This window comes from Streptomyces sp. NBC_00557 (assembly GCF_036345995.1).
Classification (GTDB): Bacteria; Actinomycetota; Actinomycetes; order Streptomycetales; family Streptomycetaceae; genus Streptomyces.
Window position 1 is genome coordinate 2209582 of sequence record NZ_CP107796.1, and the last position, 22962, is coordinate 2232543.

Annotated in this window: 21 protein-coding genes and 2 pseudogenes; 12 read left to right on the forward strand and 11 right to left on the reverse strand. The window is 72.5% G+C overall.

The annotated features are described in order from the left end of the window. Nucleotides 1–687 carry a response regulator transcription factor gene (locus OG956_RS08990; protein ID WP_330337429.1) on the reverse strand — a complete coding sequence of 229 codons (687 nt, stop codon included), beginning with the start codon at nucleotides 685–687 and terminating at the stop codon, nucleotides 1–3. 288 nt (nucleotides 688–975) lie between these two features. Here OG956_RS08990 and OG956_RS08995 point away from each other — a divergent pair, with 288 nt between their 5' ends. The 8 genes from OG956_RS08995 (at nucleotide 976) to OG956_RS09030 (ending at nucleotide 7260) form a co-directional block, all read left to right on the forward strand. Further along, nucleotides 976–1755, forward strand: a complete 780-nt coding sequence (locus tag OG956_RS08995) for an amino acid ABC transporter ATP-binding protein (protein WP_330337430.1) — start codon at nucleotides 976–978, stop codon at nucleotides 1753–1755. A 77-nt stretch (nucleotides 1756–1832) separates the two neighbouring features. Continuing rightward, entirely contained in the window at nucleotides 1833–2669 is an 837-nt protein-coding gene (locus tag OG956_RS09000) for a glutamate ABC transporter substrate-binding protein (protein ID WP_330337431.1), read from the forward strand. A gap of 75 nt (nucleotides 2670–2744) precedes the next feature. Next, on the forward strand, nucleotides 2745–3410 hold the full coding sequence (locus OG956_RS09005; RefSeq protein ID WP_330337432.1) for an amino acid ABC transporter permease: 666 nt from the start codon (nucleotides 2745–2747) through the stop codon (nucleotides 3408–3410). After that, nucleotides 3407–4297 carry an amino acid ABC transporter permease gene (locus tag OG956_RS09010; RefSeq protein WP_330337433.1) on the forward strand — a complete coding sequence of 297 codons (891 nt, stop codon included), beginning with the start codon at nucleotides 3407–3409 and terminating at the stop codon, nucleotides 4295–4297. Before OG956_RS09005 ends, OG956_RS09010 begins: the two co-directional genes overlap by 4 nt. Before the next feature lie 177 nt (nucleotides 4298–4474). Beyond that, nucleotides 4475–6079 (forward strand): FAD-dependent monooxygenase, encoded by a 1605-nt coding sequence (locus OG956_RS09015; RefSeq protein ID WP_330337434.1) that lies wholly within the window; start codon nucleotides 4475–4477, stop codon nucleotides 6077–6079. Nucleotides 6080–6156: 77 nt separating this feature from the next. Next, nucleotides 6157–6243 (forward strand): putative leader peptide, encoded by an 87-nt coding sequence (locus OG956_RS09020; protein ID WP_330342780.1) that lies wholly within the window; start codon nucleotides 6157–6159, stop codon nucleotides 6241–6243. A gap of 76 nt (nucleotides 6244–6319) precedes the next feature. After that, entirely contained in the window at nucleotides 6320–6853 is a 534-nt protein-coding gene (locus OG956_RS09025) for a cysteine dioxygenase (RefSeq protein WP_330337435.1), read from the forward strand. Next, nucleotides 6844–7260 carry a rhodanese-like domain-containing protein gene (locus OG956_RS09030; protein WP_443065669.1) on the forward strand — a complete coding sequence of 139 codons (417 nt, stop codon included), beginning with the start codon at nucleotides 6844–6846 and terminating at the stop codon, nucleotides 7258–7260. The genes OG956_RS09025 and OG956_RS09030 overlap by 10 nt, the downstream gene beginning before the upstream one ends. Nucleotides 7261–7346: 86 nt before the next feature. Here OG956_RS09030 and recX read toward each other — a convergent pair whose 3' ends face one another. Together recX and recA are read right to left on the reverse strand one after the other, a co-directional pair. After that, a complete protein-coding gene (recX, locus tag OG956_RS09035; RefSeq protein ID WP_330337437.1) occupies nucleotides 7347–8201 on the reverse strand; it encodes a recombination regulator RecX in 855 nt (284 codons plus the stop codon). 3 nt (nucleotides 8202–8204) lie between these two features. After that, on the reverse strand, nucleotides 8205–9332 hold the full coding sequence (recA, locus tag OG956_RS09040) for a recombinase RecA (RefSeq protein ID WP_330337438.1): 1128 nt from the start codon (nucleotides 9330–9332) through the stop codon (nucleotides 8205–8207). A 285-nt stretch (nucleotides 9333–9617) separates the two neighbouring features. On the opposite strand from recA, the pseudogene OG956_RS09045 reads away from it, so the two are divergent. Next, nucleotides 9618–10087: pseudogene (locus OG956_RS09045) on the forward strand (hypothetical protein); the annotation flags it as partial. Nucleotides 10088–10206: 119 nt separating this feature from the next. On the opposite strand, the gene OG956_RS09050 reads toward OG956_RS09045, so the two are convergent. Both OG956_RS09050 and OG956_RS09055 read right to left on the reverse strand, forming a co-directional pair. Then, entirely contained in the window at nucleotides 10207–11340 is a 1134-nt protein-coding gene (locus OG956_RS09050) for an AI-2E family transporter (protein ID WP_330342781.1), read from the reverse strand. A gap of 234 nt (nucleotides 11341–11574) precedes the next feature. Then, complete coding sequence (locus tag OG956_RS09055; RefSeq protein WP_330337439.1) at nucleotides 11575–11769, reverse strand: DUF3046 domain-containing protein; 195 nt, start codon at nucleotides 11767–11769, stop codon at nucleotides 11575–11577. Nucleotides 11770–11849: 80 nt separating this feature from the next. Here OG956_RS09055 and OG956_RS09060 point away from each other — a divergent pair, with 80 nt between their 5' ends. After that, complete coding sequence (locus OG956_RS09060; protein WP_330337440.1) at nucleotides 11850–12794, forward strand: hypothetical protein; 945 nt, start codon at nucleotides 11850–11852, stop codon at nucleotides 12792–12794. Nucleotides 12795–12933: 139 nt separating this feature from the next. On the opposite strand, the gene OG956_RS09065 is transcribed toward OG956_RS09060, so the two are convergent. The 3 genes and pseudogenes from OG956_RS09065 to OG956_RS09075 all read right to left on the reverse strand — a co-directional run. Further along, a complete protein-coding gene (locus tag OG956_RS09065; protein WP_330337441.1) occupies nucleotides 12934–13242 on the reverse strand; it encodes an AzlD domain-containing protein in 309 nt (102 codons plus the stop codon). Then, the gene (locus OG956_RS09070) at nucleotides 13239–14183 is read right to left on the reverse strand and encodes an AzlC family ABC transporter permease (protein WP_443065544.1); all 945 of its coding nucleotides are present in this window, start codon (nucleotides 14181–14183) and stop codon (nucleotides 13239–13241) included. Before OG956_RS09070 ends, OG956_RS09065 begins: the two co-directional genes overlap by 4 nt. A gap of 26 nt (nucleotides 14184–14209) precedes the next feature. Further along, nucleotides 14210–15076 (reverse strand): annotated as a pseudogene (locus tag OG956_RS09075) (AraC family transcriptional regulator); the annotation flags it as partial. A 400-nt stretch (nucleotides 15077–15476) separates the two neighbouring features. Between OG956_RS09075 and OG956_RS09080 the strand changes: the two are divergent. After that, a complete protein-coding gene (locus tag OG956_RS09080; RefSeq protein ID WP_330337443.1) occupies nucleotides 15477–20459 on the forward strand; it encodes an ATP-dependent helicase in 4983 nt (1660 codons plus the stop codon). Nucleotides 20460–20557: 98 nt separating this feature from the next. Continuing rightward, a complete protein-coding gene (locus OG956_RS09085; protein ID WP_330337444.1) occupies nucleotides 20558–21403 on the forward strand; it encodes an Fpg/Nei family DNA glycosylase in 846 nt (281 codons plus the stop codon). 71 nt (nucleotides 21404–21474) lie between these two features. On the opposite strand, the gene OG956_RS09090 is transcribed toward OG956_RS09085, so the two are convergent. The 3 genes from OG956_RS09090 to OG956_RS09100 form a co-directional block, all read right to left on the reverse strand. Continuing rightward, entirely contained in the window at nucleotides 21475–21753 is a 279-nt protein-coding gene (locus tag OG956_RS09090) for a hypothetical protein (RefSeq protein WP_330337445.1), read from the reverse strand. Nucleotides 21754–21856: 103 nt separating this feature from the next. After that, the gene (locus tag OG956_RS09095) at nucleotides 21857–22327 is read right to left on the reverse strand and encodes a Dps family protein (RefSeq protein ID WP_330342783.1); all 471 of its coding nucleotides are present in this window, start codon (nucleotides 22325–22327) and stop codon (nucleotides 21857–21859) included. 202 nt (nucleotides 22328–22529) lie between these two features. Then, nucleotides 22530–22904, reverse strand: a complete 375-nt coding sequence (locus OG956_RS09100) for a helix-turn-helix domain-containing protein (protein WP_330337446.1) — start codon at nucleotides 22902–22904, stop codon at nucleotides 22530–22532. Between the last annotated feature and the right edge of the window lie 58 nt (nucleotides 22905–22962).

A 22962-nucleotide genomic window follows, 5' to 3' on the forward strand; every position in this document is an offset into this window, starting at 1 on the left:
CTAGGCGGCCGGGGCGACGAGGCGGTAGCCGACGCCGCGTACGGTCTCGATCAGCGCGGGCATGCGCAGTTTGGCGCGCAGGGAGGCGACGTGCACCTCCAGGGTGCGGCCGGTGCCCTCCCAACTGGTGCGCCAGACCTCGCTGATGATCTGCTCGCGCCGGAAGACCACACCGGGGCGCTGCGCGAGCAGGGCGAGCAGGTCGAACTCCTTGCGGGTCAGCTGGACGACCGCGCCGTCCACGGTGACCTGGCGCGTGGGCAGTTCGATGCGGACCGGACCGAGGTGCAGCGAGCCGTCGCCGCCGGACCCCGGCTCCTCGTGCGCCGTACGCCTGCTGACGGCGTGGATGCGGGCGAGCAGTTCCCCGGTGTCGTACGGCTTGACCACGTAGTCGTCGGCGCCCAGGTTGAGCCCGTGGATGCGGGAGCGGACGTCGGAGCGCGCGGTGACCATGATCACCGGGGTGCTGGTGCGTTTGCGGATCTTGCCGCAGACCTCGTAACCGTCCTGGTCGGGCAGCCCCAGGTCGAGCAGGACCACACCGAAGCCGTCGCTCTCGGGGACGAGCGCCTGCAGCGCCTCCTCGCCGCTGCGCGCGTGGGTGACCTCGAAACCGTGCCGGGCGAGGACGGCGGACAGCGCCGCCGCGACATGGTTGTCGTCCTCGACGAGCAGCAGTCTCATCCCGTCCCCCTTCGGTTCAGCGGTCGTACGGTCCGGGTTCGCGTGCTTCGGGTGGCTCACGCGCGCGTGCCCATGGAAGTGACGCCGATGGACAAGGACGGAGTCAAGAGCGTTCCGGTTGTCCGTGGCTTCCGTTATCCGGCCGATACGCACACGGGGGACAACTGCTACGACACGTGTCCGATTGCTATCGGATCGTGATGCTCAGATCTCCCTCAGATGTGATGACGCAGGTCACAGCCGCTCATTACTGTCCTCCGAAACCGAGGAGGACGGAGCCCGAAAGCGATGACCAATGTATCGGTGACCAAGGAGGAAAGCGTGGTCACGTCCGACGAACTGGTCGTCCTGAAGAGCGTCAACAAGCACTTCGGCGCGTTGCACGTGCTCCAGGACATCGACCTGACGATCGCCCGCGGCGAGGTCGTCGTGGTCATCGGGCCCTCCGGGTCCGGGAAGTCGACGCTGTGCCGCACCATCAACCGCCTGGAGACGATCGACTCGGGCACCATCACCATCGACGGCAAGCCCCTGCCCCAGGAGGGCAAGGAGCTGGCCCGGCTGCGGGCGGACGTCGGGATGGTCTTCCAGTCCTTCAACCTCTTCGCGCACAAGACCGTGCTCGAGAACGTGATGCTCGGCCAGCTCAAGGTCCGCAAGGCGGACAAGAAGCAGGCCGAGGAGAAGGCCCGGTCCCTGCTCGACCGGGTCGGTGTGGCCACGCAGGCCGACAAGTACCCCGCCCAGCTGTCCGGCGGCCAGCAGCAGCGCGTGGCCATCGCGCGGGCGCTGGCGATGGACCCGAAGGTCATGCTCTTCGACGAGCCGACCTCCGCCCTCGACCCCGAGATGATCAACGAGGTCCTCGAGGTCATGCAGCAGCTCGCCCGTGAGGGCATGACGATGGTCGTCGTCACCCACGAGATGGGCTTCGCGCGGTCGGCCGCCAACCGCGTGGTCTTCATGGCCGACGGCCGGATCGTCGAACAGGCCGCGCCCGACCAGTTCTTCAGCAACCCGCGCAGCGACCGGGCCAAGGACTTCCTGTCCAAGATCCTGCACCACTGACGGTGCCCGGCCGCCCCGCGCGCGGGGTCGCCTTTTCCCACGGACCTCGTTCCTCACCACTCCTAAGGATGTTCAGCATGAAGCTCCGCAAGGTCACCGCCGCATCGGCCGCCGTGCTCGCCCTCGCCGTGGGGGCCACCGCCTGCGGCGGCGGCAAGAAGGACGACAACGGCTCCTCCGGCGGCGGCAAGAAGATCGCCATCGGCATCAAGTTCGACCAGCCGGGCATCGGCCAGAAGACCCCGCAGGGCTACGCGGGCTTCGACGTCGACGTGGCCACCTATGTCGCCAAGAAGCTCGGTTACTCGGCCGACCAGATCGAGTGGAAGGAGTCGAAGAGCGCCGACCGCGAGACCATGCTGCAGCGCGGTGACGTCGACTTCATCGCCGCCTCCTACTCGATCACCCCCGAGCGCCAGCAGAAGGTCGACTTCGCCGGCCCCTACCTGCTGGCCCACCAGGACGTGCTGGTCCGCGCGGACGACAACTCGATCAAGTCTCCGTCCGACCTCAACAACAAGAAGCTGTGTTCGGTCACCGGCTCGACCTCGGCGCAGAACGTGCACGACAAGCTGGCCCCCAAGGCCCAGCTCCAGGAGTACCCGACGTACTCCGCCTGCCTGACCGGCCTGCAGAACAAGGCGATCGACGCCCTGACGACGGACGACGCCATCCTCGCCGGCTACGCCGCCCAGTCCCAGTTCAAGGGCAAGTTCAAGCTCGGCGGCTTCAAGATGACCAACGAGAACTACGGCATCGGCGTCAAGAAGGGCAGCGACCTCAAGGCCAAGATCAACAAGGCGCTCCAGGACATGGTCGCCGACGGTTCCTGGCAGAAGGCCGTGGACAAGAACCTCGCCCCGGCCGGCTACAAGAACGAGCCCGCCCCGAAGATCGGCGACATCAAGAGCTGAGGAAACGCCCGGCGGGTGCGCCGTCCGTGAGGGCGGCGCACCCGGGCATCCCTACACGCGGAAGCACGGGAGATCGTGTTCGACTTTCTTGACAAGTACGACGTGCTGGGCGCCTTCTGGACGACGGTGCAGCTCACGCTGCTGTCGGCCGTGGGCTCCCTGGTCTGGGGCACCCTGCTGGCGGCCATGCGGGTGGGGCCGGTGCCCCTCATGCGCGGTTTCGGCACCACGTACGTGAACATCGTGCGCAACATCCCGCTCACGGTGATCATCCTGTTCACCTCGCTCGGTCTGAACCAGACGCTGGGCATCACCCTGGGCGCGGACAAGTTCGAGACGATCAACTTCCGGCTGGCCGTGCTGGGACTGATCGTCTACACGTCGGCCTTCGTCTGCGAGGCGATCCGCTCCGGCATCAACACGGTGCCCGTAGGCCAGGCCGAGGCGGCCCGGGCCATCGGCCTGAGCTTCACCCAGGTGCTGTTCCTGGTCGTGCTCCCGCAGGCCTTCCGCGCCGCGGTCGGACCGCTGACCAACGTGCTGATCGCGTTGACGAAGAACACGACCGTCGCGGCCGCGATCGGCGTGGCGGAAGCGGCGTACCTGATGAAGAAGATGGTGGAGAACGAGGCCCAACTGCTGGCGATCTCCGCGGTCATCGCCTTCGGGTTCTGCTGCCTGACCCTGCCGACCGGTCTGATCCTCGGCTGGGTGGGCAAGAAGGTGGCGGTGAAGCGATGACCTCGGTCCTTTACGACGCCCAGGGGCCGCGCGCCAGACGGCGCAACGTCCTGTACACGGCGCTCTTCCTGGTCGCCCTCGCCGCCCTGGTGTGGTGGGTGTACACGTCCCTCGACGACAAGGGCCAGCTGGCCTGGGCGCTGTGGAAACCGTTCTTCGGCTCGGAGGCCTACACGACGTACATCTGGCCGGGCCTGCAGAACACCCTGAAGGCGGCGGCCCTGGCGATGGTCATCGCGCTGCCGCTGGGCGCCGTCCTCGGCATCGCGCGGCTGTCGGACCACGCGTGGGTGCGGGTACCGGCGACGGTCGTGGTCGAGTTCTTCCGGGCGATTCCCGTGCTCGTCCTTATGATCTTCGGCAACGAGCTGTACAGCCAGTACACCAACGTCAGTTCGGACGACCGTCCGCTGTACGCGGTCGTCACCGGCCTGGTGCTGTACAACGCGTCGGTGCTCGCCGAGATCGTCCGCGCGGGCATCCTCGCCCTGCCGAAGGGCCAGTCCGAGGCGGCGATGGCGATCGGTCTGCGCAAGGGCCAGGTGATGCGGCTCATCCTGCTGCCGCAGGCGGTCACCGCGATGCTCCCGGCGATCGTCAGCCAGCTGGTGGTCGTGGTGAAGGACACCGCGCTCGGCGGCGCCGTCCTCACCTACCCCGAACTGCTCGCGTCCGCGAACACGATGAGCGGCTACTACGGCGCCAACACCATCGCCTCCTTCACGGTCGTCGCCGTGATCTTCGTGGCCGTCAACTTCACGCTGACCTCGTTCGCGAGCTGGCTCGAGGGCCGACTGCGACGGCGCAAGAAGTCGACGGGGGCGGTGCTCGGTGTCGAGGACACCGTGGACATCGCCGGCCATGCGGGAGCCGGCACCGCCGCCTGACGCCGGCTCAGGCCCGAAAGCATGACCCGGAGGCAGTGGCATGATCGCCACTGCCTCCGGTCGCTTGACGCAAACTCTGCCAATGGGTTGCATACGTTTTGTGATCGTGCACCCCGCTCCACCTTCCTGTTCACTTGTCTCCGTCAGGGCGTCGTCACGGGCAGGGGGCACCGCGTCATGGACCCGGTGATCGTCGTCGGAGCGGGGCCGGTCGGGCTGGCGCTCGCTCTGGCGCTGGCCCGACAGGACGTGCCGTGCGTCGTGCTGGACGAGGGCCCCGGCAAGGACGAACCCCGCCCGGCCCGGACCGTCGTGCTGCGCGAGCACACCGCCGCCCTGCTGGAGCGGCTGACCGGGGTGGCGCTCGACGAGCACGGTGTGCGCTGGGCCGGATGGCGCTCGGTCCGGCGCAAGCAGGTCATGACCGAGATCGCCTTCGACGCGGACGATCCCGCGGCCCCGCTGCACATCGCCCAGCACACCGTCACCGGCGCCCTGCGCGCGGCCGTCGCCGACGAGCCCCTCGTCAGGCTGGCCGTGGACAGCCGCCTGGACGGGATCGAGCAGGAGCGTTCCGGCGTCACCGCGCACACCCGCGGCCCGAACGGCACCTGGTGGCGCGGCAGTTACCTGGTCGGCTGCGACGGCCCGCGCTCCACGGTACGCAAACTCCTGGACGTCCGTTTCCCGGGCCGTACGGCGGTGGAGCGGCACGCGGTCGCCGCGCTGCGCGCGGAACTTCCCTGGGAGGGTCGCGCGTTGCTCCATCGGATGCCGCCGTGGCGGCAGTCCGGGCCCTCGGCCGGGGAGGTGACCGCCCGCCCCCTCCCGGACGGGGTGTGGCGCCTGGACTGGTTGCTGCCGCCGGGCAAGGACCTAGTCACGCCCGAGATCCTGGTGGCCCGGATCCGCGAGACCCTCGCAGGCTGGACCGACGGCTCCACACCGGCGTACGACCTGCTCGACACCGGTGTTCACACGGTGCACCACCGGCTGGCCCGCCGGTGGCGCGTCGGCCGGGTCTTCCTCGCCGGGGACGCGGCCCACCTGCTGGGCGCGCTCGGCACCCAGGGGCTGGACGAGGGGCTGAGGGACGCCGACAACCTCGCCTGGAAGCTGGCCTCGGTCTGGCATCACGGCCCGCGCGAGGCGCTGCTGGACAGCTACCAGTCCGAGCGGCGTGCGGTGATCGCCGCGCGGCTGCGCGCCGCCGACCAGGCGCTGCCGGTGCTGCGCGGCGGAGGCGGGCTGCGCCAGATCGTGCCGGGTGCGGCGCGGGGCCACGACGCGCTGCTCGCGGACGGCCACCTGGGGCGCGGGCCGCTGGGTGCGCCGGGGGCGTACTCCTCCTCTCCGCTCACGCCCGGGCAGCTGGAGGGTGAGATCCCGGTCGGCACCCTGCCCGGCGAGCCGGTCACCGACGTACGGGTCACCGCGGAGGATGGTTCCTTCGTCCAGTTGCGCGACCGGCTCGGCCGCGGCGCCCTGCTCGTGGTCCTGATCGCGCCGGGCACGGGCGTGTGGGACCGCAAGCACTGGGTCTCGGCCGGAGTCATGCCCCGCCTCGCGGCGGCCGTGACCGCCCTGCCGTGCCCGGCGGAACTGCTGGTCGCCGAGAGCTACCCGGGTGCGCCGGCGCACAGCGTGCTGCTGGTACGCCCCGACGGCCATCTGGTCACCGCGCTGAGCGGGGTCCGGCCGGCCGACCTGTACTCGGCGGCGGAGGCGGCGGTGGGCGGCGCGGCCAGGGAAGAGGCACGGGTCGCTTCCGGCGCCCGCTGATCGGGAGGACCGTCACCCTCTGTCCACATGGTGACGGTGAGTTGACCGAACCACACCGGCATGCTGTACTCCGGACCATGACCGACACCTGCGTGCGCCTGTGGCGGAGGGTCCACATGGACCTCGTCCGCTACGCGGGCTGCGTGTGTCGCCCGCCCTGCTGAATTCGCATCTCTTTTCCCTTCCGGGCGCCTCGCAGCGCCCGTTCGCGAACCCTCTTCAGGCTTCAGGACGGTGTACGTGTCTGTCTCCCCTGCTTCCCTGTCCCCTGCCGTCGGCTCGACGCCCACCCAGGCGGACCTCCTCGACTTCGTACGGCGCACCGCCGCCGACGCCGAGCTGATCGCCTCCCTTCCGCTCGATCCGGAGGGCCGCACCTGGGTGCGGCTGGAGGGTCCGGGCGGCAGCGAGGCCTGGCTGATCGGCTGGCCGCCCGGCACCGGCACCGGCTGGCACGACCACGCCGACTCGGTCGGCGCGTTCTTCACCGCCTCCGGCACGCTCAAGGAGAACTCGCTCGCCGCCCGGCTGCCGACCGACGGCTGGAAGACCCTCGAACTCACCGAGGGCGTGGACCGCGAACGCCGGCTGGCCGCGGGCCAGGGCCGCGCCTTCGGCCGCCACCATGTCCACGAGGTTCTCAACGAGTCCCGCGAGGAGCACGCGATCTCCGTGCACGCCTACTATCCGCCCCTGCCCCGCATCCGGCGCTACAGCCGCACAGGTCAGGTCCTCCGCCTCGAGCAGGTCGAACGCCCGGAGGACTGGCAGTGAGCGGCACCGGTCGGTCTCCGGTCGGCATCGACGAGTTGCTGGAGCGGGTGCGCGCGGGCTACCGGCGCATCGAGGCCCGCGAGGCGTACGAGGCGGCGCGGACGGGCGAGGCGCTGCTCGTCGACATCCGGTACGCGGCCCTGCGCGAGCGGGACGGGCTCATCCCCGGCGCGCTCGTCGTCGAGCGCAACGAACTGGAGTGGCGCCTCGACCCCCAGGGCAGCCACCGTCTCCCCGAGGCCACCAGCCACGACCTGCGTGTGGTGGTGGTCTGCAACGAGGGGTACGCCTCCAGTCTCGCCGCCGCCTCCCTGCACCAACTGGGCCTGCACCGGGCGACCGACCTGGTGGGCGGCTTCCAGGCATGGCGGGCCGAAGGCCTGCCGGTGGAGCCGGCCACGCCCTGACCGAGGTCCGAACCCCCGTGCCGGGCGCGGGGGTTCTGCCGTCTCCCGGTGACCAGGAGCAGAACAGGCGGCACTTCGGTGCAGGGTCAGAAGTCCCCTTCGAGGAACTCGGTGTCCTCGCCCTCTTCCTCCAGTGCCCGGCGGACGACGCGGAGGGCCATGCCCTCGGGGTAGCCCTTGCGGGCGAGCATGCCGGCGAGGCGGCGGAGCCGCTTGTCGCGGTCGAGGCCACGGGTGGCACGCAGTTTGCGGGCCACGAGTTCGCGGGCCGTCGCTTCCTCCTGCTCGGAGTCGAGCTGGGAGACGGCCTCGTCGATCAGCGCCGAGTCGACCCCCTTGGTGCGCAGCTCCTGGGCGAGCGCCCGGCGTGCGAGCCCCCGGCCGTAGTGCCGTGACTCCACCCAGGCGTCCGCGAACGCGCCGTCGTCGATCAGCCCGACCTCCTCGAACCGCGACAGCACCTCCTCGGCGACGTCCTCGGGAATCTCCCGCTTGCGCAGGGCGTCCGCGAGTTGCTTGCGGGTGCGCGGGGTCCCGGTGAGCAGGCGCAGGCAGATCGCCCGTGCCCGCTCAGCCGGGTCCCCTGAAGACTCCCCCCGCTCGGCCCTCGACGAGGAAGGGGCGCCTTCGTCCTCACCGGGCGCATCTCCGAACCCGCGCCGTCTCCGGCCGCGGGCCCGGCCGCCCCGCGGACCCGTGCCGCCGTGGGACCGGCCGGGCGAGCCGTCCCCGTACGGCTCGCCGCCCGGGTCACCCGGGTGGAAGCCGCCGTCGTCCCTGTACCGCCGGCTGCCGTGGTCCGGGTCGTGCTCGCCGTGACCGTCGTCCCGGTGTCCGCCGTCACCGCCGGGTGCGGAGTCCGAGCCACCCCCGGTGCCCCTCCCCCGTGGGGCACCGGGGGTGGCGTACTCGTACTCGGCCCAGTCGGTTCGTCGTGTCACGGGTCAGCTCTTGGCCGCGGCGGCCTTGGGCTTGGTGGCCTTGGCGGCTGCCGGGGCGGGCACCGTCTTGGCGTCGCCGGCGGCCGCGGCGGTGACCGCCGCGTCCGCGCCCGGCTCGGCGGCGGGCTCCTCCGGCCGGACGCCGACGCCCAGCTTCTCCTTGATCTTCTTCTCGATCTCGTTGGCCAGGTCGGGGTTGTCCTTGAGGAAGTTGCGCGCGTTCTCCTTGCCCTGGCCGAGCTGGTCGCCCTCGTACGTGTACCAGGCGCCGGCCTTGCGGACGAAGCCGTGCTCCACGCCCATGTCGATCAGGCCGCCCTCGCGGCTGATGCCCTGGCCGTAGAGGATGTCGAACTCGGCCTGCTTGAAGGGCGGGGCGACCTTGTTCTTGACGACCTTGACGCGGGTGCGGTTGCCGACCGCCTCCGTGCCGTCCTTCAGGGTCTCGATGCGGCGGATGTCCAGGCGCACCGAGGCGTAGAACTTCAGCGCGCGGCCGCCGGTGGTGGTCTCCGGCGAGCCGAACATCACTCCGACCTTCTCACGCAGCTGGTTGATGAAGATCGCGGTGGTCTTGGACTGGTTGAGCGCACCGGTGATCTTCCGCAGGGCCTGGCTCATCAGACGGGCCTGGAGACCGACGTGGCTGTCGCCCATCTCGCCCTCGATCTCCGCGCGCGGCACGAGCGCGGCGACGGAGTCGATGACGATCAGGTCGAGGGCGCCGGAGCGGACCAGCATGTCCACGATCTCCAGGGCCTGCTCGCCGTTGTCCGGCTGGGAGAGGATCAGCTGGTCGATGTCGACGCCCAGCTTCTGGGCGTACTCGGGGTCGAGGGCGTGCTCGGCGTCCACGAAGGCGACGGTGCCGCCCGCCTTCTGGGCGTTGGCCACGGCGTGCAGGGTCAGCGTGGTCTTACCGGAGGACTCCGGGCCGTACACCTCGACGACACGGCCGCGCGGCAGGCCACCGACGCCGAGGGCGACGTCGAGTGCGGTCGACCCGGTCGGGATGACCTCGATGGGCTCCTTCGACCGCTCGCCCATGCGCATGACCGCGCCCTTGCCGAATTGCCGTTCAATCTGTGCGAGCGCGGCGTCGAGCGCCTTCTCGCGGTCGGTTCCTGCCATGGGTTCCACCCGGTTTGCTTGAGTCGATCGCTTCACGTCAAAGACGCTAACGCCTGCCACTGACAATGCGCCCCGACGCAGGCCTGGCCTGTGGATAACTATGGGACTCATCCCCGCAGAACGGGACGAAATCCCCCTTGAGACCCTCGCCTGAGCCTCCATAAGAATGGATGTTCGATTTTGGTGTCAAGCGCACCACATGGCGCACGGAACCAGTCCTTCACCACCGGGCACCGCCGACCGCCTCTGCCGGTGCGACGGGGCCGCTCCTCGTCCTGTCAGGTCCTCCAGGCGTGGCGCCGGGTGCCCGCGCATCTGAACATGGAGACGCCTTTCGACACGATGGTGTCCATGACGCTGGCGGTGGGCGGCGGTGTACTGGTCGTCCTGCTCACGGTCTTCGCCGTGGCGTCTTCCGGCGCCGGCCGGCGGGTCCGGCCGGCGTGCCGCTCGCCATACGTTCCGGGTTCGCGATCCCGCTGATGGCGCCGGCCTCCGGAGCGGCGATGATCGCGCGCGGGGTGGTGCTGACCGGGACCGGCCATCAGGAGGCCGCCCACCACTCGACGGCCCCGCTCAAGCCCCCGCACGACGTGAGCCTGCACGCGGTGCTCGTCCTGCCCGCGCCGGCCTGGCTGCTCACCGGCTCGCCCTGGAGCGAACTCACACGCCTGCGAATCGCGGCCGCGGGAGCTGGCTGCTACACGGCGGCGGTCGCCGTGGCGGGGCTGTGGGCGGTGCCGACGTACCGGTGACAGGGGCGGGAGCGGTGGGCGGGCCCGCGACGCCCGCCCGCCACCGGCTCAGCCGTCCGTCTCCGGACGCACCCCACCTACGGCGACGGGCATCCGCGGACGACGAGGCGCCCCTGCTGCTACGACTCCTCCGGCTCGGGCTGCCCGGCTCGCGGCCGGCGTATCCGGGCCAGCAGCCCGGGACCGCCGGTACCCCGGCCACGGTGCCCGTGCACGCGCGGGTCGTCCGTGACGGCGTACCGCTTCACATACGCGCCGAGGAACGCCTGGAGCGTGGCCACCGCCGGAATGGCGATCAGCGCGCCGACGGCGCCCAGCAGCGCGGTGCCCGCGATGACCGAGCCGAAGGCGACGGCGGGATGGATGTCGACGGTCTTGGCGGTCAGCTTGGGCTGCAGCATGTAGTTCTCGAACTGCTGGTAGACCACGACGAAGACCAGCACCCACACCGCGTACCAGGGGTCGACGGTGAACGCGATCAGCATCGGCAGCGCGCCCGCGAGGTAGGTGCCGATGGTCGGGATGAACTGCGAGACCAGGCCCACCCAGACGCCCAGCACGGGCGCGTACGGCACGCCCAGGGCCTGGAGCAGGATGTAGTGGGCGACGCCGGAGATGAGCGCCATCAGGCCACGCGAGTACAGATAGCCGCCCGTCTTGTCGACGGCGATCTCCCAGGCGCGCAGCACCTCGGCCTGACGCGCGGGCGGCAGGACGGAGCACAGGGCCCGGCGCAGCCGGGGGCCGTCGGCGGCGAAGTAGAACGAGAACAGTCCCACCGTCAGCATCTGGAAGAGCCCGCCGAGCACCTGTGCGGAGACGTCGAGGACACCGGCGGCGCTGTTCTGCGCGTACTTGCGCAGCCAGTCGGAGTGGAGCAGCCCCTCCTGGACGTCCACGCGCCGCAGTTGCGTGTGGAAGGTCTCGTTGATCCAGTTGATGAGCGAGTCGAGGTAGGCCGGGAAGCCCTCGACCATCTTGATGATCTGGCCGGCCAGCATCGAACCGAGCAGGGCGACGAATCCGGCGGCGGCGATCGCGAGTCCGAGGAAGACGAGGAAGGTGGCGAGTCCCCTGCGCATGCCGCGGGCGGACATCCGGCTCACCGCGGGTTCCACCGCGAGGGCCAGGAAGAACGCGATCAACACGTTGATCAACAGTCCGGTCAGCTGGTGGAAGGCCCAGCTGCCGAGCTGGAACGCGGCGATCAGCGCGAGCGCGAGCACCATGGCGCGCGGCAGCCAGCGCGGCATGCGGGCGGCCGCGGCGACGGCGCCGGGGGCCGGGGGCCGCTCGGGCGGGGTCGTGCCGGTCGATGCCGCGTCGCGGACCGGCGGCTCGTTGTCCTGGTCGATGGATGCCACGGGCCAAGTCTCGCCCACGTCACCGACAACCCGCGCCCACCTGCGATCTTCGCGGTCGTTCAGCGTCGTACAGTTGACCGCTTAACGAAGGAAAGGGGACTTTTCCGGCTGCGCGTGCGCGCCTCAGCGCCGCTCGCCCGGCACGTCCATGACCGCGCAGACCACGCGCCACACGTCCTTCGCGTCCCAGCCGGCCTCCAGCGCCTGGTGCACCGTGCGCCCGCCCAGCTCCGACATGACGTGATCACGTGCGAAGGTGTCGGCGTACCCCGGACCGAAGTGCTCCGCCATCCGCTGCCAGAAGACCGTCAACCGCATGACTCCAGTATCCCGCCCCTGGGGGTGGGCGCCGGCCGGGAGCGCTTGCCGAGACCGCTTTCCGCCCTACGGTCTGACGCATGGCCGAAACAGGAGTTTCCCCACTCCCCTCCACGCCCTCGGCGCGCTCCCCGCTCTTTCGCGCCGAGCAGTTCGTGTGGCTCAACGCGCGCGTGCTGGAGCAGCACCTCTTCGCGCACCACTTCCTGCACGGCAGCCCGGACGCTGTGGAAGCGGCGCTGGACGCCTACCGCAACGAGGACGGCGGATACGGGCACGCGCTGGAACCCGATCTGCGCGGCCCCGTGAGCCAGCCTCTGCACACCGCGCACGCGCTGCGGGTGCTGGACGCCATCGGGCGCTGCGCCGGGCAGCGGGTCGAGCGCGTGTGCCGCTACCTGACCGGGATCTCCACCGCCGACGGCGCCCTGCCGGCGATCCATCCCAGTCAGCGCGGCTATCCCGCGGCGCCGTTCGTCCCGGTCGTCGACGACCCTCCCAGCGACCTGCTCGCCACCGGGCCGGTGGTCGGGCTGCTGCACCGCAACGAGGTGTGGCACGCCTGGCTGTTCCGGGCCACCGACTTCTGCTGGCAGGCCGTGGAGTCCCTGGAGAAGTCCCACCCCTACGAGGTGGAGGCCGCCGTGGCCTTCCTGGACTCCGCTCCCGACCGCTCGCGCGCGGAGGCCGCCGCGGACCGGCTCGGCCGCCTGGTGCGCGAGCAGCGCCTCGCCGCCCTGGACCCGGAGAGGCTCGACGCGTTTCCGGTGGCGTCCGGCTACGCCCCCGGTGAGCACCACTTCCCGCACGACTTCGCCAGGACTCCGCAGTCGCTCGCACGCGCGTGGTTCACGGACGACGAAATGGCGCGCTCCCTGGACCACCTCGCCACCGAGCAGCAGGACGACGGCGGCTGGCCGATCCGCTGGCGCCGGTGGGCGCCGGCTCCCGCGCTGGAGGCACGCTCCCTGGTGACGATCGAGGCCCTGCGCACTCTGCGGGTGTACGGCCGGTACGTGGGCTGAGCCGGCGCCCTGCCGCCGGCTGATCGCGCCCGGGGCACGGCCGGGGACGGATCACTCCGCAGGCTCACCCGCGAACCGCCGCACCCGCTGGCCTCCTCCGGCGACCGCACCCGGCGACCGCGTTGCGCCAACGTCCCCCTCACCCTCCGAGGGCACGCGCGCCCGCCGTCACCACCACGGCCGCCGCGACCACCAGCAGGAACGGCGCGCGCAGCACCAGCGCCACGGCGGCCGCGCCCAGCCCGGCGACCCGTGCGTCCAGCACGAGCGCGTGCCCGTCGGCGAACGTCTGCTGCGCCGTGAGCGCGGCGAGGAGGGCGACGGGCAGCAGGGCGGCGAGCCGCCGTACGAAGGGCCGTTCCATGACGCCCGCGGGCACCAGCAGCCCGGCGAGCTTCACGGCGTAGCAGCCGAGCGCGGTCAGGCCGATCGCGATCCAGGTGTTCAACGGTTCTCCTCCCCCTCCGCGGGTCCGTCCGGTTCATCCAGTCCATCCAGTCCGGCCACCCCATCCAGTCCGGCCGGTCCATCCGATCCAGCCGGTCCGGCCATCCCATTGACCCGGTCAACCTGGTCAATCTGATCCGCTTCGTCCGATCCAGTACATGCAGCGGATCCGCCTGGTCCATCCGGTCCGCCCCGCCGGTCCGGCGCTCGTGCCGCACCTCGTCGGGTGCGCGCCGCGCGGCGTCCCTCGGCGAGGAGGGCGACCGGCGCGGCCAGGGCAGCCACCAGGACGGGGACACCGGCCGGCAGGACGGGCAGCAGGCCGAGGCCCAGCAGGACCGCGAGGCCTGCGACCGCGCGCTCGGTGGTGGTCCGCAGCATGGGCGCGAGCAGCGCCAGGAACACGGCGGGGCCGGCCGCGTCCAGGCCCCACGCGCGCGTGTCGCCGATGGCCTTGGCGCCCAGCGCGCCGAGGAGCGTGGTGAGGTTCCACAAGGCGTACAGGGTGAGCCCGGTGACGGTGAAGCCGATGCGCCGGGCCCGCCGGGTCGGCTGGGCCAGGGTGACCGCCGTTGTCTCGTCGATCACCCACTGGGCGGCGAACGGCCGTACCGCGCGCGGGAGAGCGAGCAGGTGCGACAACCGCAGCCCGTAGAAGGCGTTGCGCACGCCGAGGAAGAAGGCGCCGGCGGCCGCCGTGAACGGGTTGCCGCCGGCGGCCAGTGCCCCGACCAGGGCGAACTGGGAGGCGCCGGTGAAGACCAGGAGGCTGAGCGCGCAGGTCTGGAGAAGTCCGAGCCCGCTGCCGGCCGAGGTCACCCCGAAGGCGAATCCGGACAGCCCGACGGCGACGCCGACCCCGAGCGCGTCCCGTACGACGGACCGGTCGGGCTTGTGCGCGTCGTCGGCTGTCATGTCCGCGAGTAACGTCTGCTGTGCCACACGCGGGACGGTACGGGCGTGTCTCAGTCCGGGTCTTGTACGTTCTTGCGCCCGCCTTCGCCGGATGCCACGCGCTCGCGCTGGTAGGCCCCCGGGGGCACGCCGACGATCCGGGTGAAGTGGCGGTTGAGGTGGGGCTGGTCGGTGAAGCCGACGGCCACGGCCGCCTCGGCCGGGGGTGCCCCCGCGTCGAGCAGCAGGCGCGCGCGGCGCACCCGGGCGTCGGTCAGCCAGGCGTGCGGCGGCATGCCGTAGCTGTCGCGGAACGCGCGCAGCAGCGCGAAGGGGCTGGTGCCGAGGTCGGCGGCCAGGCGTTCCAGGGTCGGGGGCTCGGCCATGCGCGCCTCGAGCACGGCACGCGCGCGTGCCGCGACACGGGCTCCCGCCGTGCGCACCGGCCGCTGCGGCAGCGGGCCGCCGTTCAGCCGCAGCAGCCTGGTCACGGCGACCCGCAGCAGGGTGTCGGCAGCCAGCGCGTTGCCCTCGTCGGCGGCGCGGAGGATCCGGTGGACCAGGCGGACGGCGTAGGGGTCGTCGAGGACGGGGCTGACGAAACCCGGCGTGCCCCGGATGCCGGTGGTCTCGGCCGCGATCGCGGCGACCACCTCGGGCGAGGGATAGACGGCACCGTACCGCCAGCCCTCCGGGACACCGGCGCGGCCGGTGTGCGCGGTGTCCGGGTTGACGAGGGCGAGGGCTCCGGCGGGGACGTACACGTCGGAGCCACGGTGCTGGAAGACCTCGACGCCGTCGGCGATGGCCGCGATCACGAAGTGCTCGTGGGTGTGCCGCACGAAGGTCTTGCGGACATACCGGGCCCGCAGCAGGTCCACGCCCGGCAGGTCGTCGTACCGCCAGTGCCGCGCCCGCTCCACCGGCCGACGCTCCGCCACGCCCTCACCGACGCGCTCTCCGCCCGGCTGATCGACGTACGACCGGTCCCGCCCGCGCTCCGCCGGCCGGACCCCGGCCGCGGCACCGCCGGCCCGCTTGCCACCGCGCCGATCGTCGTCCTGCCGGTTCCCCCCCCCCCGCACTCCATCGGCCGGCCCTCGACCGTGCCCCCGCCGGCCCGCTCCCCACCCCGCTCACCGTCGTCCCACCGGTTCCGCCCGCGCTCCAGCGGCCGGCCCTCGGCCGCACCCCCGCGGATCCGCTCCTCATCCCGGCCTGCTGCACCCGCCATGCCCCCATTCTCCGCCCGGGCGTCCGCCGGCCGACCCCGCCCAGCCTCACCGGACGGCATTTGCCCAGGTCAGCGTGATTGTCAGTGGCCGGGTGCAGGATGGACGCATGGTCAGCTCCGCACATCGAGCCCTCGACGGCTTCTCCCCCGCGACCCGCGGCTGGTTCACGGGGGCCTTCTCCGCGCCCACCGCGGCCCAGGCCGGCGCGTGGCAGGCCATCGGCGCGGGCTCGGACGTGCTGGTGGTGGCCCCGACCGGTTCGGGCAAGACGCTGGCCGCGTTCCTCGCCGCCCTGGACCAGCTGGCCTCGACCCCGCCCCCGGCCGACCCGAAGAAGCGCTGCCGGGTGCTGTACGTGTCCCCGCTGAAGGCCCTCGCGGTCGACGTCGAGCGCAATCTGCGCAGCCCGCTGACCGGCATCCGCCAGGAGTCCGTGCGCCTGGGCCTGCCGGAGCCCGAGGTCCGGGTGGGTATCCGCTCCGGCGACACCCCGGCGGCCGAGCGGCGCGCCCTGTCCACCCGCCCGCCGGACATCCTGATCACCACCCCCGAGTCGCTGTTCCTGATGCTGACCTCGGCCACGCGTGACGCGCTCACGGGCGTGGAGACGGTGATCCTGGACGAGGTGCACGCGGTCGCGGGCACCAAGCGCGGCGCGCATCTCGCGCTCTCCCTGGAGCGGCTCGACGAACTGCTGCCGCGGCCGGCCCGCCGGATCGGCCTGTCGGCGACCGTCCGCCCGGTGGACGAGGTGGCCCGGTATCTCTCGCCGCGCCGCAAGGTGGAGATCGTCCAGCCGGAGTCCGGCAAGGAGTTCGACCTGTCCGTGGTGGTGCCGGTCGAGGACATGGGCGAGCTGGGCGGCTCCCCGGCGGCCGACGCCGGCGAAGGCGGCGAGAAGCCGTCGATCTGGCCCCATGTCGAGGAGCGGATCGCCGACCTGGTGCAGGCCCACCGGTCCACGATCGTGTTCGCCAACTCCCGTCGCCTCGCCGAGCGGCTGTGCAACCGGCTCAACGAGATCGCCTACGAGAGGGCGACCGGCGAGACCCTGGACGAGCACCACTCCCCGGCCCAGCTGATGGGCGGCTCGGGCGCCGCCCAGGGCGCGCCCCCGGTGATCGCCCGCGCGCACCACGGCTCGGTCTCCAAGGAGCAGCGTGCCCTGGTGGAGGAGGATCTGAAGGCGGGCCGGCTGCCCGCGGTGGTCGCCACCTCCAGCCTGGAGCTGGGCATCGACATGGGCGCCGTCGACCTGGTCGTGCAGGTCGAGTCCCCGCCGTCGGTCGCCTCCGGGCTGCAGCGCGTGGGCCGCGCGGGACACCAGGTGGGGGCCGTCTCCACCGGTGTCGTCTTCCCCAAGTACCGCGGTGACCTGGTCCAGGCGGCGGTGGTCACCGAGCGGATGCGCTCGGGGTCGATCGAGTCCCTGAGGGTGCCCGCGAATCCGCTGGACGTGCTCGCGCAGCAGCTGGTCGCCATGACGGCGCTGGACACCTGGCAGTTCGACGACCTGCTCACCGTGGTCCGCCGCGCGGCCCCTTTCGCGTCGCTGCCCGAGTCGGCGTTCACCGCGGTCCTCGACATGCTCGCGGGCCGCTATCCGTCGGACGCGTTCGCGGAGCTGCGCCCGCGCGTGGTGTGGGACCGCGTGGCCGGCACGATCACCGGCCGCCCGGGCGCCCAGCGCCTCGCCGTCACCTCCGGCGGCACGATCCCCGACCGGGGCCTGTTCGGGGTCTTCCTCGCCGGTTCCGACCCCAAGAAGGGCGGCGGCCGGGTCGGCGAGCTGGACGAGGAGATGGTCTACGAGTCCCGGGTGGGCGACGTCTTCACGCTGGGCACCAGTTCCTGGCGCATCGAGGACATCACCCGCGACCGCGTCCTGGTCTCCCCCGCACCCGGCGTGCCCGGCCGGCTGCCCTTCTGGAAGGGCGACCAGCTGGGCCGCCCGCTGGAACTGGGCCGCGCGGTGGGCGCGTTCCTGCGCGAGGTGGGCTCGCTGCCCAAGGACGACGCCCGGCTGCGACTGCTGGCAGCGGGCCTGGACGCCTGGGCGGCGGACAACGTGCTGTCGTACCTGGACGAGCAGCGGGAGGCCTGCGGCCATGTCCCGGACGACCGCACCATCGTCGTGGAGCGCTTCCGTGACGAGCTGGGCGACTGGCGGGTCGTCGTCCACTCCCCCTTCGGCGCCCAGGTGCACGCACCGTGGGCCCTGGCGCTCTGCGCCCGCCTCTCCGAGCGGTACGGCATGGACGCACAGGTCATGCACGCCGACGACGGCATCGTGCTGCGCCTGCCCGACGCCGATCTGATGGGGCTGGACCTGCTCGACCAGGAGCCCATGAAGGCGGGCACCGAATACGACAGCGAGCAGGCGCCCGTCGGCGCGGCGGACGTCGCCTTCGACAAGGGCGAGGTCGACCAGATCGTCACCGACCAGGTCGGCGGGTCCGCCCTGTTCGCCTCCCGGTTCCGCGAGTGCGCCGCCCGGGCGCTGCTGCTGCCGCGCCGCAACCCCGGCAAACGCACCCCGCTGTGGCAGCAGCGCCAGCGCGCCGCCCAACTCCTGCAGGTGGCGAGCGAGTTCGGCTCCTTCCCGATCGTCCTTGAGGCGGTGCGCGAGTGCCTCCAGGACGTCTTCGACGTCCCCGGGCTCGTGGAGCTGATGGGCGACATCGAATCCCGCAAGGTGCGCCTGGTCGAGGTCACCACCCCGGAGCCGTCCCCGTTCGCCCGCTCCCTGCTGTTCGGGTACGTCGCCCAGTTCCTGTACGAGGGCGACTCCCCGCTCGCCGAGCGCCGCGCCGCCGCCCTGTCCCTGGACTCCCGGCTGCTGGCGGAGCTGCTGGGCCAGGCGGAGCTGCGGGAGCTGCTCGACGCCGAGGTGCTGACCGAGCTGGAGCGCGAGCTGCAGTGGCTCACCGAGGACCGCCGGGTCAAGGACGTGGAGGGCGTCGCCGACGTGCTCCGGCTGCTCGGTCCGCTCACCGACGCGGAGCTGGTCGCGCGGGGCGCGGATCCGCAGTGGGCGCGCGAGCTGGCCGGTGCGCGCCGGGCCATCAAGGTCCGGATCGCCGGCGCGGACCACTGGGCGGCGGTCGAGGACGCGGGCCGGCTGCGCGACGCGCTGGGCACGGCCCTGCCGGTCGGCGTGCCGGAGGCCTTCACCGAGCCGGTGAAGGACCCGCTGGGCGATCTCCTCGCCCGGTACGCCCGCACTCACGGCCCGTTCACGTCGGCCACGGCGGCGGCCCGCTTCGGCCTGGGCGTGGCGGTCACCGAGGGCGCGCTGCAGCGGCTGGCCGCCAACGGCCGGGTGGTCCAGGGCGAGTTCCACCCGGCGGGCATCGGCCAGGAGTGGTGCGACGCGGCCGTACTGCGCCGGCTGCGCCGCCGTTCGCTGGCGGCCCTGCGCCATGAGCTGGAGCCCGTGCCACCGGCCGCGCTCGGCCAGTTCCTGCCGCAGTGGCAGCACATCGGCAAGGGCCACGGCCTGCGCGGGATCGACGGACTGGTGCGCGCCATCGAGCAGTTGCAAGGCGCCTCGGTGCCGGCGTCCGCGCTGGAGAAGCTCGTCCTGCCCTCCCGCGTGGTGAACTACACGCCCGCCATGCTCGACGAGCTGACCGCCGCCGGCGAGGTGCTGTGGGCGGGCGCGGGCGCCCTGCCCGGCAAGGACGGCTGGGTCTCCCTGTATCTGGCGGACGCGGCCCCCCTGCTGCTCCCGCCGCCCCACCCCCTGGAGCTGACCGCGCTGCACCAGTCCGTGCTGGACGCGCTGTCCGGCGGCTACGGCCTGTTCTTCCGCCAGATCGCCGACCAGGTCCGCGCGACCACCCACCCCGAGGCCACCGATCCCCAACTGGCCGATGTGCTCTGGGACCTGGCCTGGTCGGGCCGGCTCACCAACGACACCCTCGCCCCGATGCGGTCGCTGCTGGGCTCGGGCCGTACGGCGGGGTCGACCGCCCACCGCGCCAGGCGTGCCGTCCCGCGCGGACGCTACGGCTCCCTGACGGCCGCCGCCCGCACCGCCTCCCGTAGCGGCCCGCCCACCGTCGCCGGCCGCTGGTCGCTGCTTCCCCCGGCCGAGCCGGACGCCACCGTGCGCGCCCACGCGCTGGCCCGCACCCTGCTGGACCGGCACGGCGTGGTGACCCGCGGGGCGGTCGCCGCGGAGGGGATCGAGGGCGGCTTCTCGGCGGTGTACCGCGTGCTGTCCGCCTTCGAGGAGAGCGGCCAGGCGCGGCGCGGCTATGTGGTCGAGGGCCTGGGCGCGGCCCAGTTCGCGATGGACGGCGCGGTGGACCGGCTCCGCGCGGTGTCCAACGCCCGTGACCGCGGGGAGAGCACCACCGCCGGAAACGGCTTCCCGGGTCCCTCGAACGGCTTCGCCGCGCCCGCGTTCGGGGGCGGTGTCCCCGGCGCCGAGAGCACACCCCACGGCCACCCCCTCCCCGGGCCCTTCGACGGGTCGGACGGCGGTTTCGCCCACCCCGGCCTCGACGGCGACTTCACCTGGCCGCCGGCGGACCCCCCGCCCGCGCCCGGCGAGTACGTCTCGCCCTGCGACCTCGCCGACCCCTTCGCCACCCCCGGCTACGGCGGCCCCCGAGGAGGCGGCTCCGGGGCCTACGGCTCACCGCTGCCACGCGGGTACGGCAGCGGTCGTCCGAGCACGGCCGCGCCCGACCCGCGTGCCGTCGTCCTCGCCGCGGCCGACCCCGCCAACGCCTACGGCGCCGCCCTGTCCTGGCCCGAGCCGCCGACCGGCGCCGGTCACAAACCGGGCCGCAAGGCGGGCTCGCTGGTCGTCCTGGTGGACGGCGAGCTGACCCTGTACATGGAGCGCGGCGGCAAGACCCTGCTGGCCTGGCCCGAAACGCCGGACACCGAGACCGCGGACGACCCCCGGCTGCGTACGGCCGCGGAGGCCCTGGCCGCGGCGGCCCGCGCGGGCTCCCTCGGCACGGTCACGGTCGAGCGGATCAACGGCGCCCAGGCGCTGACCTCGCCCATAGGCAGTCTTCTGGAAGCCGCGGGCTTCGTGGCCACACCGCGCGGCCTGCGCCTGAGACCATGACCACCGCCTCGCCGCTCGCCCTTGGGGCGCCCTCGCGCCCGGGAGAGGCAGGCTGGTCCCGCCCCACCCCTGTTGGCCGCCCGTGGCACTCTTGACGCATGCCCGAAGGTGACACGGTCTGGCAGGCCGCGCGGCGGCTGCACGAGGCCCTCGCGGGCAAGGCGCTGACCCGCAGCGACTTCCGGGTGCCGAAGTACGCGACGGTCGACCTCACGGGCCGTACCGTGCTCAGCACGATCCCGCGCGGCAAACACCTGCTCACCCGGTTCGAGGGCGGCCTGACCCTCCACACGCATCTGCGTATGGAGGGCGCCTGGAAGGTGTACGGCACCGGCGAGCGCTGGCGGGGCGGCCCGGCCCACCAGATCCGGGCGATCCTCGGCACGGCCGACCGCACGGCCGTGGGATACCGGCTCCAGGTGCTGGAGTTGCTGCGCACCGGGGAGGAAGAGCGGGTCGTCGGCCATCTGGGACCGGACCTGCTCGGCCCCGACTGGGACCCCGAGCGCGCCCTCGCCAACGTCCTCGCGGACCCCGCCCGCCCGCTCGGCGAAGCCCTGCTCGACCAGCGCAACCTCGCCGGCATCGGCAACATCTACAAGAACGAACTCTGTTTCCTGCTGGGCGTCACCCCGTGGCTCCCGGTCGGCGCGCTGCCCGCGGACCGCGCCGAGAAACTGCCCGCGCTCGCCAAGAGACTCCTGGAGGCGAACCGCGACCGCCCGGTCCGGCAGACCACCGGCCTGCACCGGCACGACCTGTTCGTCTACGGCCGCGCACGCCGCCCCTGCCTGCGCTGCCACACACCGGTCCGCGTGGCCGACCAGGGCGACGGCTCCCAGGAACGCCCCACCTACTGGTGCCCCGCCTGCCAGACGGGCCCGGCCCCGGGCCCCGGTTCACCGCAGCGCTGGCGGGACCGCTATCCCCGCCGCACCGGCTGAAGCAGACCGAACCCACACCGGCAGTCCCTCACCGGCTGAGCAGACCGAACCCCACCCCGACGCGTCAGCGTTCACGGCGGGTCAGAGACTTCGCCCGGACGAGGGCCCCGCGATGCCCTGCCGGCGCCCCTCACCCGCCAGGCGGCCGCCCAGCTCCCCGTGGGCAGCGCCCCGGCCGCCCGGGCCTCCGGCATGCAGTGCACCGGCAGCACGCTCAGCCCCCACCCGCCGGCCACGACGGCCCCTTCCAGCACACCCGGGCCCTGCCCGAGCGCGAGCCGCAGCCCGGCCCACCACCACACGGCCGTGAGTCCCAGCCGAAGCGTCCAGCGCACTGTGCGCCCCACCATGCGCGCCACCACCTCCTGCCGGACGCTAGACCGCCGCCCGCCCGGCGCGGGAGGCGCACTGCGGGCTCACCGGTGCACACGAGCCGGCCCGTGCGGCGCCGGCCTAGGCGTTCTCCGCCTGGAACATCCAGTGGTGCTTCTCCAGGTCCGCGGTGATCCCGATGAAGATGTCCTGGGTCACCGGGTCCGGCTCCCCGGTCGCGGCCACCCGCTCCCGCATCCGGGTGATGACCGCGCCGAGCGCGTCCACCATCGCCCGGACCGCGTCGCCGTCCTTGATCCAGCCCGCCGGAGTGATGGCGATGGCGCTGCCGGAGGCCACCGTGGCGGCGCGTCCGTCGGGCGGTACGCCCAGGGCCGAGGCCCGCTCGGCCACCGTGTCGGAGTGGGTGCGCGCGGAGGCGACGACCTCGTCGAGCTGCAGGTGGACGGAGCGGAAACGGGGTCCGACGATGTTCCAGTGGATCTGCTTGGCGACCAGGGCGAGGTCGACCAGGTCAACGAGGGCGCCCTGCAGCGCCTCGGCCACCGTCTTCAGGTCCGCGTCGGCCAACGGGCTCTTCACGACGTACATCCGCTTCCTCCGGTACTGGGGCGCCGCCATGTCCCTCCCACCATGACCGCCCCACCCAAGCCCGGCAAACGGACGCAAAAGCGATGAACCTCACACAGGAGACCCGGGCAAGCGAAAGCCCCGGCTGCCTGCTCCAGGTCTTCCCTGGGGCACGCAGCCGGGGCCGCGTATGTCTCGGTTCGCTAGGCCGCGTGCGCGTGCGTCACGCGGCGACCACGTCCACAGCCTCCGCGGGCGCCTTGATGGTCACCCGTTCCGGTGGCACACCGGTCACCGACACCGATCCCAGCATCGGCCGGACCGGCGTCGCCACGGGCTCGGTGGCCGCGGCGGACTGGGCCAGCTCGGCGAGCGCCAGCTCGTCGCTCACTTCTCGCATGAGTTCCGACATCCGTACGTCCAGCGCGTCGCAGATGGCGGCGAGCAGTTCGGAGGAAGCCTCCTTCTGCCCCCGCTCCACCTCGGAGAGATAGCCGAGTGAGACTCGGGCGGACGAGGAGACTTCGCGCAGAGTACGGCCCTGGCGTTGGCGCTGCCGACGCAGCACGTCACCCAGCAGGCGACGGAGCAGGATCATCGGTGGCTCCCTCCTCGGACCGCGTAGCCGCATCCTTCTCGCCCCACCGTACCGCCTC

Excerpts from the sequence above, each read along its gene's own strand:
- OG956_RS08990 (WP_330337429.1), bottom strand. The coding sequence starts at position 687 with ATGAGACTGCTGCTCGTCGAGGACGACAACCATGTCGCGGCGGCGCTG.
- OG956_RS08995 (WP_330337430.1), top strand. The coding sequence starts at position 976 with ATGACCAATGTATCGGTGACCAAGGAGGAAAGCGTGGTCACGTCCGAC.
- OG956_RS09000 (WP_330337431.1), top strand. The coding sequence starts at position 1,833 with ATGAAGCTCCGCAAGGTCACCGCCGCATCGGCCGCCGTGCTCGCCCTC.
- OG956_RS09010 (WP_330337433.1), top strand. The coding sequence starts at position 3,407 with ATGACCTCGGTCCTTTACGACGCCCAGGGGCCGCGCGCCAGACGGCGC.
- OG956_RS09015 (WP_330337434.1), top strand. The coding sequence starts at position 4,475 with ATGGACCCGGTGATCGTCGTCGGAGCGGGGCCGGTCGGGCTGGCGCTC.
- OG956_RS09020 (WP_330342780.1), top strand. The coding sequence starts at position 6,157 with ATGACCGACACCTGCGTGCGCCTGTGGCGGAGGGTCCACATGGACCTC.
- recA (WP_330337438.1), bottom strand. The coding sequence starts at position 9,332 with ATGGCAGGAACCGACCGCGAGAAGGCGCTCGACGCCGCGCTCGCACAG.
- OG956_RS09050 (WP_330342781.1), bottom strand. The coding sequence starts at position 11,340 with ATGCCGCGCTGGCTGCCGCGCGCCATGGTGCTCGCGCTCGCGCTGATC.
- OG956_RS09055 (WP_330337439.1), bottom strand. The coding sequence starts at position 11,769 with ATGCGGTTGACGGTCTTCTGGCAGCGGATGGCGGAGCACTTCGGTCCG.
- OG956_RS09060 (WP_330337440.1), top strand. The coding sequence starts at position 11,850 with ATGGCCGAAACAGGAGTTTCCCCACTCCCCTCCACGCCCTCGGCGCGC.
- OG956_RS09080 (WP_330337443.1), top strand. The coding sequence starts at position 15,477 with ATGGTCAGCTCCGCACATCGAGCCCTCGACGGCTTCTCCCCCGCGACC.
- OG956_RS09085 (WP_330337444.1), top strand. The coding sequence starts at position 20,558 with ATGCCCGAAGGTGACACGGTCTGGCAGGCCGCGCGGCGGCTGCACGAG.
- OG956_RS09090 (WP_330337445.1), bottom strand. The coding sequence starts at position 21,753 with ATGGTGGGGCGCACAGTGCGCTGGACGCTTCGGCTGGGACTCACGGCC.
- OG956_RS09095 (WP_330342783.1), bottom strand. The coding sequence starts at position 22,327 with ATGTACGTCGTGAAGAGCCCGTTGGCCGACGCGGACCTGAAGACGGTG.
- OG956_RS09100 (WP_330337446.1), bottom strand. The coding sequence starts at position 22,904 with ATGATCCTGCTCCGTCGCCTGCTGGGTGACGTGCTGCGTCGGCAGCGC.